Here is a 12640-nt window from a genome sequence, read left to right as displayed (position 1 = left end):
GTGAACCTGTGCAGATCTCCTTTATGATGAGATTAACGGGATTTTTTTGGAGAATCATGGAATGAAATATTCAATCAAATATATAGTGAGGTGTTTCAACTGCTGCGAAAATTATTTAAAACCGTCATGCAAAGCTCCTGGATGATATGGGAACGTATCTTCAGCTTCATTTCCAGGTTCCGCAGCTCGCATATCTCGCGCTTTGGCATATGCACGGTCATGATTAAGAAGCATCGAGGCGAGTGCATCGTCTGCGAGGACTCGACGGTTATTCAGAATGGAGATCTCGTAGGCGAGCTTCATTTGGATAATGAAACGATTCTGAAACTCATCCGATCGGAAGGGCCAGATCGTGCGGCTTTGAAAATAGCAAGACTTGCAAGAAAGTCCATGCTGCAGATTAGCCGTGCATATGAAGGCCAATCGGAGTTCAGCGAGGTCAGGGCATTGGTCGGGATTACCCTGCTGCACCGTGGATTAACGCACGGGCTTGGCTTTGAGCATCAAGCGATGAAACCGGACTTGTTCCAGAAGCTGACCACTTCCTACCTGCGAATGCTGTTATCGGTGATGCACCCGGATGGCAAGAGCCGGATTGATCGAAGAACCGAATTACTTGTTCCGATGATGTTAATACATACCCGCTCATCGCTGATGAAGCGATTTTCAATGGCGGATAAGCGGCCTTCACATGAAGAGGGGTATGATGCCCTGTTGGTATCGGCTGCGGTTGAAGCTTGAGTAAAAGAGGCATTGCGACGTACATAAGGTAATCCAGTTATAAACTGCTAAATGGGAGTTCTACAAGAAATGAGGAGAGCTACAGATGGAAGAATGGTATAAACTTGACCACGCCGGGAAGCTGTTTCCCGCGGTTGCGGGGAGGGAGAATTCATCAACCTACCGATTGTCGATGATGCTGACAAGTCACGTGAAGCCATCAGTTTTACAACAGGCGCTCGATAGCGTTATAAAGAGATTCCCTCTATTGAACGTCGAGCTTAGAAATGGCCTGTTCTGGAAATTTCTACGGGAGAAGGAGACACGTTTGATGGTGGAACCGGAATCCACCTATCCCTGTGCTCCTGCAGCCCTCTCGACTGAGAACGGAAGCTTGGTAAGGGTTTTATATCATGGCAACAAAATCAGCGTGGAGATTTTCCATGCGCTAACAGACGGCGGTGGGGCTCTGGAGTTCCTCAAAACCTTGGTGTTCCAGTATTTATATCTGCTCGGTGAGAACGTGGAGGACAAGGAAGGTCTGATTCTGCCGCCCGCTTCATTTGCCCGTTATGCCGAAGCACAGGACAGCTTTAAAGCTCATTATACTTCAGTCACGGCCGATTCCAGAATGCCGGAGGCATTACAAATTCCCGGCACCCGATTCTCGCCTTATGGACACAACGTCATCCACGGCATGATTCACGCCTCGCGCCTGAATGCGGCTGCCAAGCAGAAGGGAGTGACCCTCACCGCTTACCTGACAGCGATTTTGATCATGGCGGTTTATGAGACCACGTTGCCTTTCAACAACGAGAACCGGCCGATCGTGATTAGCATGCCGGTAAACCTGCGAAAAATCTTCCCTTCGAGCAGCCTGCGCAACTTTTTTGCAGTCATCAACATTGGCGTACAGATGAAGGAAGGCATGACATTGGATGATGTACAAGGAATCGTGCATGCACAGATGAAAGAGAAAACGACGAAGTCTTATCTAAGCCAAGCGATGGCCAGCAGCATGAAATACGAGAAGAACCTGTTATCCCGATTCACGCCGCTGAAACTGAAGGATATGGCGATTCGTTATGGATTCGACCATTTCGGTGAAGAGGCCAAAACGCTAACGCTTACCAATCTGGGCCGAGTCGAAATCCCTGCGAGTATGGCTGCGCATATCGAGTCGATGGAAACCACGATGTATCCTACAGCCAAGAGTCCAATGAACTGTGCCGTCAGTTCGATCAATGACCAGTTGACCATCACCTTTGCCAGGAATATCGTTGAAAGCGATGTGATCAGGCACTTTTTTCGTCAGCTTGCCAGCTTAAGCGGATTGGATATAAGGATCGTCAGCAACGATTGGGGGATGGGTGCATGAGATGTGAGAGCTGTGAGGTATCCGTAGACCCGGCGCACGCAACATGTCCCTTATGCCGGAGAAATTTACAGGGTAAGGGCAACGCACCATCTGTGGGAGATAATTCTTGGTATCCCGTCTATGAGGCTGTTGAGGAGCAGCGTGCGAGCAGTCTTTTATCCAAGTGGCTTACCTTTATTGCAGTGTCCATCATCGGCTTATCCGTTCTTATAAATATCCTGGGAAATCATGAAGTATGGTGGAGTCTGTACCTCATGCCTTGCGTGCTCTATGCATGGCTGTTCATCAGACATACCTTGATGTCCAAGTCGCACCTCGGTGGCAAAATCGTCGTACAGCTGCTCGGGCTGTCCGGCATGCTGCTTTGGCTCAACGTCGCAGCGGGTACGAATTACTGGTCAACCGGCTACGTCATTCCGTTCCTGATGATGGCGGCAACCCTGCTGATTACCGTTATATGCTGCACCAGAAAAATGCGCTGGCGCGAGTTCGCAGGTTACTTGTTAACCCTGATCTTGCTTGGGTTTGTGCCCTTATTACTGTACGCCATCGGCATGTCGCACGTATTATGGACAGCCGTTGCGGCGGCCGTATATGCCTTATTAACGTTTAGCGGGATGTGCCTGATTGCAGATAAGGGATTTCGAAAGGATATGAAGCGCAGATTACATTTTTGACAGGAGGTAAACATCATGTGCTCCATTACGATTAGAAGAATGGCAGATTATGAACGAGACATTCGCGAGGAAGTGGCGGAAGTGTTTGTCGATGGGTATTATAACGAATTGTCCTATTTCACCCAGGACCGAAGCACATTGAAGAAAGCCTTCCGGAGTCTCTTCAGTCCTGAGGTGTTTTATGTAGCGGAGGTCCAGGGAGTCATGATCGGGATTTTAGCCTGTTCCCATCATGGGCAGCGAGCCATGCCGGTCGAAATAGCTCCGCTTCAGGAAGCATTTGGAGACAAGACAGGGGAACTTGCTTATAACGTCATGAAAAACGAATTTAACCCGGCATTGCCCTATGATGACGAGACGGGTTATATCGAATGTGTGGCAACTACCACGAAAGCGCGCGGCAAAGGCGTTTCCACCGCTTTAATGAAGCATGTCATGGAGGAGCTGCCATACAAGCGTTATGTTCTGGAAGTGACCGACAGCAACCAGGTCGCGCTATCGTTATATCAGAAATTAGGGTTCCGGGAATTTGAACGCAAATCCGAGGATGATACAGAGGAAAAAGGGTTCAATGACCGTATTTATATGGAATGGAGAAAGCCGGTCATCAGGTGATATTCATATAAACGGAAATGCACAAACGAATAGGATGGTATGAGTTAACAACCTTCGCTTTAGAACTGACTGAAGCGGGAGGTTTTTTTGTTGTTTTTTGAGCCTCTACCATGATAATTTAGTATGTATTGCCAGGTTTACGGCAAACTTCATAAGGAATCTATGCGTGACGAGTAACCGATTCAAAGTCAGATTGCGGGGTGACGCCATGTTTGAACTGCTGATTACAATGACCGAACGGATTGGCATTATTGTGACGATTGCATTTATCGTAACCCGGTTGAGGTTCTTCCGGACAATGATAAGCCAGGACAAGCTGGGGTCTGTACAACAGATACAAGCCATATTAGTCTTCGGGATTTTAGGTATTATCGGGACGTATACCGGTATTACGGTAAACACCGAATCACTTGAAGTTAACAAATGGATGATGCAGGTGTCCGGAGACGAAGCGATTGCGAATTCAAGGGTTGTCGGTGTGGTCATGGCTGGATTATTCGGAGGCTACAGAATCGGGCTCGGTGCAGGACTGATTGCAGGGCTTCACCGTTTTACATTAGGGGGCTTCACCAGTTTGGCCTGTGGGCTCGCGACTATACTTGCTGGGCTTCTGGCCAGCTTGTTTCATAAGAAGAATGAGCAGGTTTCTTTCTCAGCTGCGCTTCTAATGGGGGCATTGGCAGAATCCCTTCAAATGCTGATCATCCTGCTTTTGTCCAGACCATTCGAACAGGCGATGTCCTTGGTCGGCTATATTGGAGTTCCGATGATTGTAGCTAACGGGATCGGTTGCGCTTTGTTTCTGCTCATTATCCGATCCGTATTGAATGAAGAGGAGAAGGTAGCGGCTCAGCAGGCTCAAGCTTCTCTTCGTATTGCCCGCAGAACCATTGGGTACATGCGTCAGGGGATGAATGTGCAGTCCGCGGAAGCGGTATGCCGGATTCTTTACGAGGAAGTCAACGCGAGTGCGATTGCGATTACGAATGATCGGATGATTCTGGCCCATGTCGGGACGGGGGATGATCATCACGCGTCGGGCCGTCCGCTGCAGACGGAAGTGACGCGTCGGGTCATTGAACAAGGGGAGCAGCTGATCGCGGATCGGGCGCATATTCAGTGCCAGGAGCCCGATTGTCCGCTGGGAGCGGCTGTCATCGGGCCTTTGAAACAGGGAGGAGTGACCGTGGGCACCCTCAAATTCTATTTTCGGAGTCCGAAGGACATTACCCACGTTACAACAGAGTTGATGTCAGGTCTTACGATGCTGTTAAGCTACCAGCTGGAGGCCGCTCAATTGGAGGAAACCAAGGAACTTGCCAGGGAAGCTGAGATCAAGACGCTTCAAGCACAAATTCATCCGCACTTTTTGTTTAATGCATTAAACACGATCCTCTCCTTGACACGGATTGATGCGGAGAAGGCAAGAAAGCTGCTGCGAAGTCTCTCAGACTATATTCGTCAGAATTTGACCGCCGCAACCGCCGAGAAGGCCACGCTCCAGGATGAACTGCAGCATATACGTTCTTATATGAGCATTGAACAAACCAGATTCGAGGATAAGCTGCAAATTCAATATGAGGTAGAGGATTCTGCGTTGCAGGCGCTTGTACCACCGCTGACCTTGCAGCCATTAATAGAGAACAGCATACGTCACGGTTTCAGGAACAAAACAGACCATTGTGTCATACATATCCGCATTCAGGGTGATCCGGCTAACGGTGTATTCGTTACGATCAAGGACAACGGAACGGGGATTTCGCCGGAACGGCTTCAGTTATTGGGTCGCCAAATGCTCGATTCTTCATCGGGTACGGGAATGGCTGTGTACAATGTGAACAGAAGATTGGCCTTGATGTATGGACCCCATGCATCATTAAACATCAACAGTGATGAAGCAGTCGGGACAGAAATCCAATTTCAGATTCCCGCTGCCGTTAACGTAAAACTCCATTCATGAAGGCAGGGATTTCTTAAACATGATCGAACGCATTCGAACACTCATCGTGGATGATGAACGGTACAGCCGCGAAGAACTGATCTATTTATTGAAGCAGCATCCTACACTCGAGATCGTTGGGGAAGCGGATTCCGGGGAACAGGCGGTGTTAAAGACCATGCAGTTGAAGCCGGAAGCCGTATTTCTGGATATTGAAATGCCCTTAATGAACGGGCTTGAAACGGCGAGAGCCTTGAACGAGTTGAAGCTCCCTCCGAGAATCGTGTTTGCCACGGCGTATGCTCAATTCGGTGTAGAGGCCTTCCGGTTTGAAGCATTGGACTATCTGTTAAAACCTATAGACGAAGATCGGCTGGCGGAGACGGTGAGGCGCCTTGAGCAATCATTACGGAAGGAAGACCCTGCAGCACCTGGGTATTCAAAAGCTCCGGGCAAGCTGTCGCTGGATGTGGAGGGGGAAATCAAGTTTATAGACCCGAATGATATTATTTATATCTCACGGGAGGATGCATACTCCAAGATTGTCACAGCCGATAAGCAATATCATGTTAAAACGCCGCTCAAGGAGCTGGAAACGAAGCTTCGGCAGTATCCATTCTTCCGGATTCATAAAAGCTATGTGGTACATCTTGATTATGTAAAAAGCCTGGTTCCTTGGTTTAACGGTGCATTCCAGCTTGAGCTTAAGGGTTGTAGTGACAAACTAGCCGTAAGCCGAAATTATGCCAAGGCATTTCGAGAAGCTTTGGAGCTCTAGTAATTTTGGATGTGATGAGGATGATGGAATGCTCATGAGTCGATGAGGGATTAATAAGAGCTTGATGAGAGAGTTCCGTTGATATGCATAATAACCTTAAATTTGAACATCTTAATGCGTCTAGACGACATGTTAGTTCAAAATCGCCCTATGACCTCGATAATTTCTTATAATCAATGTAAGCGATTTCAAGGAAAGGTGGCGAAGGCATGTATACCTTCATCATATCGATCATTCTGCTGGTTATTGGATATTTCACTTATGGAAAATACATTGAAAAAATGTTCGGAGTTAAAGAAGAACGTGCCACACCTGCTTATGTCAATCAGGACGGCGTCGATTATCTGCCCATGAGTTCAAACAAAAACTCGCTGATTCAGCTCCTCAATATAGCCGGAGTGGGACCCATTTTCGGACCCATTATGGGAGCGCTCTATGGACCGGTTGCTTTTATCTGGATTGTGCTGGGGTGTATTTTTGCCGGGGCTGTGCATGATTACCTGACGGGTATGATCTCCATCCGCAACCGCGGTGCGCATCTGCCGGAGCTTGCTGGCAAGTTTTTGGGTAAAGTGATGAAGCATGTTGTGAACGCTTTCGCGATTCTGCTGCTGGTCTTGGTAGGTACCGTCTTTGTGACCTCACCAGCCAGCCTGCTTCACAATCTGATGAACGGCCAGGTAAGCTTGTGGATCATCACCCTGTTTATTTTTGGCTATTACATTCTGGCTACGCTTCTGCCCATTGATAAAATCATTGGCCGCTTCTATCCGATATTCGGCGCACTGTTACTCATAGCATCTCTTGGTGTCGGCGGGATGCTGATTGTACAGCAGGTACCGATACCGGAATTGACCTTAGCCAATTTGCATCCGGATCATATGCCGATTTTCCCACTATTGTTTCTGACGATTACGTGCGGCGCCTTATCCGGATTCCATGCTACCCAGACGCCGATTATTTCCCGGACTACTCAGACCGAGAAGCAGGGACGTAAAATCTTCTATGGAATGATGATTGCCGAGGGAATCATTGCCATGGTATGGGCCGCAGCGGCGATGAGTTTGTTCCAGGGCTCCAATGGCTTGAACGAGCTACTTGCTACCGGCGGAACGGGTCTTGTTGTAAGCGAGGTCGCGAAGGTGACGTTAGGTGCGGTTATAGGCACGCTAGCTGTACTGGGAGTGATCGTGCTGCCGATTACCTCGGGGGATACCGCATTCCGGAGTGCGCGCATGATCATTGCGGATTATATCAAGCTGCCACAATTCAGCATGGAGCGGCGCCTTATCATTGCCATTCCTTTGTTTGTCATTTCCATTGCCTTAACGCAGATTGACTTTAATATTCTCTGGAGATATTTCTCCTGGGCGAACCAGGCCACCGCGGTTATTGCTTTGTTTGTCAGTGCGATGTACCTGTTCATTGCCCGTAAAAATTACTGGGTTGCGCTGATTCCCGGTGCGTTTATGCTCTACACAACAACGGTGTACATTCTGAACGCGGAGATCGGATTCAGGCAGTCCATGAATGTTTCTTATATCGTGGGTGCTGTCATCAGTGTCATATTGGTTATTGTATTCTTTAAAGCGGCCCAAAAAGCACGCGCAGCCGAAATGCCGCTTGAGGTTGATATCTCGGATTATCATAAAGTCGCATAACGAAATCATGGAGCGTGCATGTATAAATCTAAACCGTCTATGGAGATTGTCCATGGACGGTTTCTTTTTTTCTCAATAAGATAGCAATGTAGCAGGCATACTCAATGCATAGGATATTTGTGTAAATAATCGACAGGCTGTCACTCATAAGATGAAGAAGTGAAGAGTTCATTTCTAGGGATTGTGGGGAGGTGGCATGACTTGCTGTCGATGTTACTCTTTATATTTGCCGTCGGTGCTGCAGTGGCCAGCGTGGACACCACCTGTGGGCTGAATGTGTTAGGCAGTCTGGAAGGCACGAAGGTCAGTAAATCCAAATATGCGCTGGTGTATATCGTGTCCTGTACCCTGGGCGGCGCTATGACGGGACTGGCGATCGGGTTCATTAATTTTTTGCTGAAATTAACCCCTGTTGGTTTATATCAAAACTATATTATTGTCGTGCTGTTTGCCATACTCCTGGGCTTAGAGTTCATTCAGAAAACAGGGATTCTTCCATCCGGCAATTTCATCGTTCCCTCGGAATGGATCAAGCACGCAGGGTACCGTTCCGCGGCATTATGGGGGCAGATTCTGGGCTTGGGTTTTATCACATTGCAGGTGGGTGTCCTCTTTCACGCCTATATTCTGGTCTCCTTGTTCGCCGCTCCATGGTGGCTGAGCCTGCTGGCAGGGGCAACGTTTGGAGTCGTTCGCGGTACCGTGTTCAGCCTCCCGCTGATTCGATCCATCGTGTACCGTATGCTTGAAAAAAGGGTACGCAACCTCACGCTGCTCACGGCCGTGCGGCAAACGGTATCCAAGCTGCTGATTATCGGCTCCATCATCTGGATCATCAGCTACTGAAGAGAAAGGAGCATACGGGTCCATGTATTACGCTTTGCTCGCGATATCCGTTACTCTGCCCATGCTGTTGTCGGTGGTGAGCTTTGGCTGGAGCCGTGTATTCGGCGACCCGGATCTTTTCCCCGGAAGTGCCCGTCTGCATGTTCTGCTCATCCTGCTGCAAGTCCTGTCCGTTACCATGGTATATTGTTTTCCATCGCGGCTCAGCTTCCTGGGCATCTCTTTACTCTATTTCGTTCAGGGCTTGGGCGTCGCTTATTTCATCCGGAAAAAAGGAAGGGTGGACTGCGGCTGCCTCGGACCTCAGATCAACTCCAAGCTTGGCTTTACATTGATTGGCTTCAATCTGGCGATGGGTCTCATGGGATTGGCCTACAGCCATCCTGTCTGGTTTGCGCATAGTCACTCTTTCGCTGTTACCGGCCTGCTTATGGAGGGGATGATGTTGCTGCTATCGCTGTTTATCATAATAGGGGTTCCGGATGCGCTGCACGCGATCCGAATGTACCGAGAGATTGCCGAACCTTATGTTTCCAAAATAAAAAGGTTGTAAGGAGGCCGCGATGAACACGTTCTTCTGGATCTCATATACGATCCTGTGGATTCTGGTCGTACCGTTGGTCATTCTGAATCTGGTCCTGTTCCGGCAGTTGGGGATTATGGTGATGGGTACCGCAAGAGGAGTGAATCAGTCCGGCATTCCGGTCGGCCAGAAAATACCCGGAGCCAAAACGACAACCCTGCAGGGAACCGAGTGGTCCACGAGCGAGCTGATTGGCACGCCTTCCCTCATGCTGTTCGGATCGCCGACGTGTAAGGAATGCGCCGATATTTTGCCTGATTTTAGGCGGATCGCCAGGATGAATAACGTGAAACCCATTCTTTTGTTATTCTCGTCCGTGGATTTAGCATCGGATTATGTCCGAAAAATAGCTTATGACGATGAGGTGCTGATCGTAAGTTCGGAGTTTGCGAATCATCTGGATGTGCAGGTCACCCCCTATGCCTATGCGGTGGATATGAACGGCGTTATCCGGCATAAGGGTTTGGTCAACAGCAGGGAACAACTTGAAGCGTACGCGAAAGCATCAAGGGCTTCTTAAGATGAGGTGAGAGTATGTGGCGGAAGCCGGAGAACAAGGACGAAGAGACCCAGGTGTTGATCAGCCGGGTTACCCGGAAGATGAATCGGAAGTCGCTATTGAATACATTTGCGCAAAAAACGGCCGAGACGCTTGCCAAAGTATTGGTCCGGCCCGATGATGACGATATCGTCAAAATCTCGTTTGCTGCGGGGCCCTGCCGGCCTCCGCATGGACAATATTGCTCGGGCTGCGGCGCAGATGCTTCTTGTCCGTCCGATTATATCATTTGCACCCCCAAGACGGTGATTAACGATTGCCGAGGTCTATGTCCATACCCTTCCGGGTGGTGGTATACGAGCGATCCAGTGGGAAGCCGGGCCAAGTGTCAGGATTGCATCTCGCAATATGTGCACCCTTATATCGGCCGAGATTGGTGTTATCAGGGAGCCGAAGTCTATGGACGGTATGTAATCTGTGCATGCAGGTCAACGGAGCTGTATTGATAGAGGAAAAAGGTATGTGATTAATGCAGTTCATAATGAAATCAACATTGTAATCCAAGGTGGGGGGGTGCCCGGCATGCAGCCGGATTTTTCGGCAGCTTCACGCTGCTCGGAATCATTGCAGATGATCTATGATGCTTATTTTGCCACTTTAAATATTCAAAAGTCCGGCAGCAATGCCTATATGCTCGCTCCATCTGCGGGAGAAGGCGGCTTCCACCGTTTGCGGACCTTTAGCGGCCTACAGATATGCTATTCGGATTATCAATATCATCGCCGGTTTACGAACCGGTTTCAATCGAAAGAGCCCATGGTCGAGATTCAGTTCAATTTTAGCGGAGAACGGCATATCCATATTGGCGGAAAGGATCGCACCTTGGACCGTGGGACAAGCGCCCTGCTGTTGATGGAGGATATTGACGTTCGCTTTACGCTGCCGAACCAAGAGCGGCATCAGTCATTCTCGCTTGGAGTTCCTGTCTCCCTGTTTAATTTTGCGGTGGCCCAGGCTGCAGGGCGTGAAGAGAATCATTTCAGGAAGCTGCTGGACGTTTCCGAATTTCAAAAAATCCACTTGTCTTTCCGCTCCCCTGAACAAGAACTGGTCAAGAGAATGATTCATGATGTCTGTCAGCCCATGCGGTCCATGCTGCTTGTTGAAGGTACAGCTTATGAGCTGCTGGATCGAATGATCCAGCAACTGTTCGGTCATGAATCCTTGCCTGAAGGGCTATCAGCGGCAGATGTACGCAAGCTAAGCCTCGCTCATGGGATTTTGGAGTCGAGATATGCTTCACCGCCTTCGTTGCTGGAGCTGGCCAAAGAAATTGGGCTGAATGATTATAAACTTAAGCTGGGCTTCAAGCAATGTTACGGGACAACCGTATTTGGGTTCATCCGGAAGGTCAGGATGGAGCGGGCGATGGAATTATTGCATAACGGGGAGGCTAACGTGACCGAGGCAGCCTTGACCGTAGGTTATCGCAATGTGAGTGCATTCTCGCAGACATTTCGCCAAACTTATGGAGTCAGTCCTTCTGAAGTTAAGAAGTACTACTGATACGGAGATTTACACGAAATCGTTTAACTTTCTTGTGATCGAAATAAAAGGCATCCCCGTTTGGGGACGCCTTATTTTGTTTAAGTCGTCGAATCAAGCATCATTCGCAGAGGGCTGATCCCGTGTTCCAAGCACAACCAATGCCATCAGAAGGACAATGATCCCGATCAGCGCAAAGGGGATATGTTTGTCCACTCGATAGAGGGTCGTGCTGAGAATCGGGGAGATCATGGCAGCAATGCCCTGAACGGCAGACACCAGACCGGCTACGCCGCCTTGCTGCTCGCGACTAACCGCAAGCGAAGCGCCTGCCATAAATCCAGGCATCATCAGTCCGGTGCCTACACCGAATAAGAAGAATGCGATGAAGTAGCTTATCAAGCTTCCGGTGATGAGCAGCAGCAGCATACTGGCCATAAGCAGTACTGCGCCGATCAGAATCATCGCTTTTGGAGACCATTTGAGTTTCTTCATCTGCAGGCCCTGCGTGACAATCATGGCGACTCCGCTAATCATTAAACTAAGGGAGATCATATGGGCTGTTTCCTGGGTCGTCAGCCCGAGCTGATCCTGATAATAAAACCCGCCGATGACTTGTACCGTAATGATGCCCAGCATGGTGGCCAGGCCCGCAAATAAATAAAGACGAACTCTTTTTTGGAACGGATTCACACGGGGGGCCTTCTGCTGAATGACTGGTTTTGAGGCAGGGACAAGGTAAAGAACTGCAACCACAGCGATTACCGGCAGAAGGGCACCAGCATACAGCGGGGCGATCAGGCTGATGAGCGCAAACCCGCCGGCAATAGCAGGACCCAATACCAAGCCTAACCCGTTAGCCGCGCCAAGCAGTGCCATTCCGGCGGAGCGGCCTTTCTCGTCGGTCACATCGGCGATATACGCCTGAGCCGAAGAGGGAACAGCGGGAATAAAGAAACCCACCATAGCCCGCGTAATAATGAGCAGGAGGATAAGCAGCACACCGGAGATTCTATCATGAAGACCCAGGTACATAACCGCAGTGAATAACATATAACTGACGAACATGCCAATAAAACCAAATACAATGACAGGCTTCCTGCCCTTGGAATCACTTAAATTTCCCCATACCGGTCCCATGACGGCCATTGCGATGGAACCCAGGGATATGATCAAGCCGGAATGCGTCTCGCTTAATCCCAATTCCCTGATCAAGGGCGGCATAACGGGAGCGATGATCATTAATCCGACCATGGCGACAAATACGCTGAAGAACATGCCGATCCGGATTCTAGCCATTCTATTGTTTCCTCCTATCGTTCCGATTTGAAGCAACATTACGTTGTGAACATTGCTATTCATAAGCCTAAAGTATACTCGCGATTACTGGCTACCTGCT

General features: G+C 49.2%; 13 protein-coding genes. 12 read left to right on the top strand and 1 reads right to left on the bottom strand.

What is annotated here, in order from left to right; genetic code table 11:
* Positions 1 to 141: 141 nt before the first annotated feature.
* The 12 genes from MHH48_RS21020 to MHH48_RS20965 all read left to right on the top strand — a co-directional run bounded on the left by MHH48_RS21020 (position 142) and on the right by MHH48_RS20965 (position 11262).
* On the top strand, positions 142 to 741 hold the full coding sequence (locus MHH48_RS21020) for a polysaccharide deacetylase (RefSeq protein WP_256720470.1): 600 nt from the start codon (positions 142 to 144) through the stop codon (positions 739 to 741).
* Positions 742 to 826: 85 nt separating this feature from the next.
* A complete protein-coding gene (locus MHH48_RS21015; RefSeq protein WP_076321856.1) occupies positions 827 to 2098 on the top strand; it encodes an alcohol acetyltransferase in 1272 nt (423 codons plus the stop codon).
* Between the two features lie 92 nt (positions 2099 to 2190).
* Positions 2191 to 2775, top strand: a complete 585-nt coding sequence (locus MHH48_RS21010) for a DUF6320 domain-containing protein (RefSeq protein ID WP_256720469.1) — start codon at positions 2191 to 2193, stop codon at positions 2773 to 2775.
* A 15-nt stretch (positions 2776 to 2790) separates the two neighbouring features.
* Positions 2791 to 3390: a GNAT family N-acetyltransferase gene (locus tag MHH48_RS21005; protein WP_076321854.1), complete on the top strand. Its 600-nt coding sequence runs from the start codon at positions 2791 to 2793 to the stop codon at positions 3388 to 3390.
* A 208-nt stretch (positions 3391 to 3598) separates the two neighbouring features.
* Positions 3599 to 5350, top strand: a complete 1752-nt coding sequence (locus tag MHH48_RS21000) for a sensor histidine kinase (protein WP_076321853.1) — start codon at positions 3599 to 3601, stop codon at positions 5348 to 5350.
* 19 nt (positions 5351 to 5369) lie between these two features.
* Positions 5370 to 6107 (top strand): LytTR family DNA-binding domain-containing protein, encoded by a 738-nt coding sequence (locus MHH48_RS20995; protein ID WP_076321852.1) that lies wholly within the window; start codon positions 5370 to 5372, stop codon positions 6105 to 6107.
* A 209-nt stretch (positions 6108 to 6316) separates the two neighbouring features.
* Positions 6317 to 7768 carry a carbon starvation CstA family protein gene (locus MHH48_RS20990; RefSeq protein ID WP_076321851.1) on the top strand — a complete coding sequence of 484 codons (1452 nt, stop codon included), beginning with the start codon at positions 6317 to 6319 and terminating at the stop codon, positions 7766 to 7768.
* A 210-nt stretch (positions 7769 to 7978) separates the two neighbouring features.
* Positions 7979 to 8614 (top strand): hypothetical protein, encoded by a 636-nt coding sequence (locus MHH48_RS20985; RefSeq protein WP_256720500.1) that lies wholly within the window; start codon positions 7979 to 7981, stop codon positions 8612 to 8614.
* Positions 8615 to 8636: 22 nt separating this feature from the next.
* Positions 8637 to 9167, top strand: coding sequence for a MauE/DoxX family redox-associated membrane protein (locus tag MHH48_RS20980; RefSeq protein WP_076321849.1), 531 nt, complete (start codon positions 8637 to 8639; stop codon positions 9165 to 9167).
* Between the two features lie 10 nt (positions 9168 to 9177).
* Entirely contained in the window at positions 9178 to 9717 is a 540-nt protein-coding gene (locus MHH48_RS20975) for a thioredoxin fold domain-containing protein (RefSeq protein ID WP_076321848.1), read from the top strand.
* A 14-nt stretch (positions 9718 to 9731) separates the two neighbouring features.
* Positions 9732 to 10202 carry a hypothetical protein gene (locus tag MHH48_RS20970; protein WP_076321847.1) on the top strand — a complete coding sequence of 157 codons (471 nt, stop codon included), beginning with the start codon at positions 9732 to 9734 and terminating at the stop codon, positions 10200 to 10202.
* A gap of 76 nt (positions 10203 to 10278) precedes the next feature.
* Positions 10279 to 11262 carry a response regulator transcription factor gene (locus MHH48_RS20965; protein WP_076322178.1) on the top strand — a complete coding sequence of 328 codons (984 nt, stop codon included), beginning with the start codon at positions 10279 to 10281 and terminating at the stop codon, positions 11260 to 11262.
* A gap of 93 nt (positions 11263 to 11355) precedes the next feature.
* On the opposite strand, the gene MHH48_RS20960 is transcribed toward MHH48_RS20965, so the two are convergent.
* Entirely contained in the window at positions 11356 to 12540 is a 1185-nt protein-coding gene (locus MHH48_RS20960) for an MFS transporter (protein WP_076321846.1), read from the bottom strand.
* Positions 12541 to 12640 lie beyond the last annotated feature (100 nt).

It is taken from the genome of Paenibacillus sp. FSL F4-0100 (assembly GCF_037993005.1).
Taxonomy (GTDB): domain Bacteria; phylum Bacillota; class Bacilli; order Paenibacillales; family Paenibacillaceae; genus Paenibacillus_AQ.
This window is presented reverse-complemented; position numbering and strand designations above follow the sequence as displayed.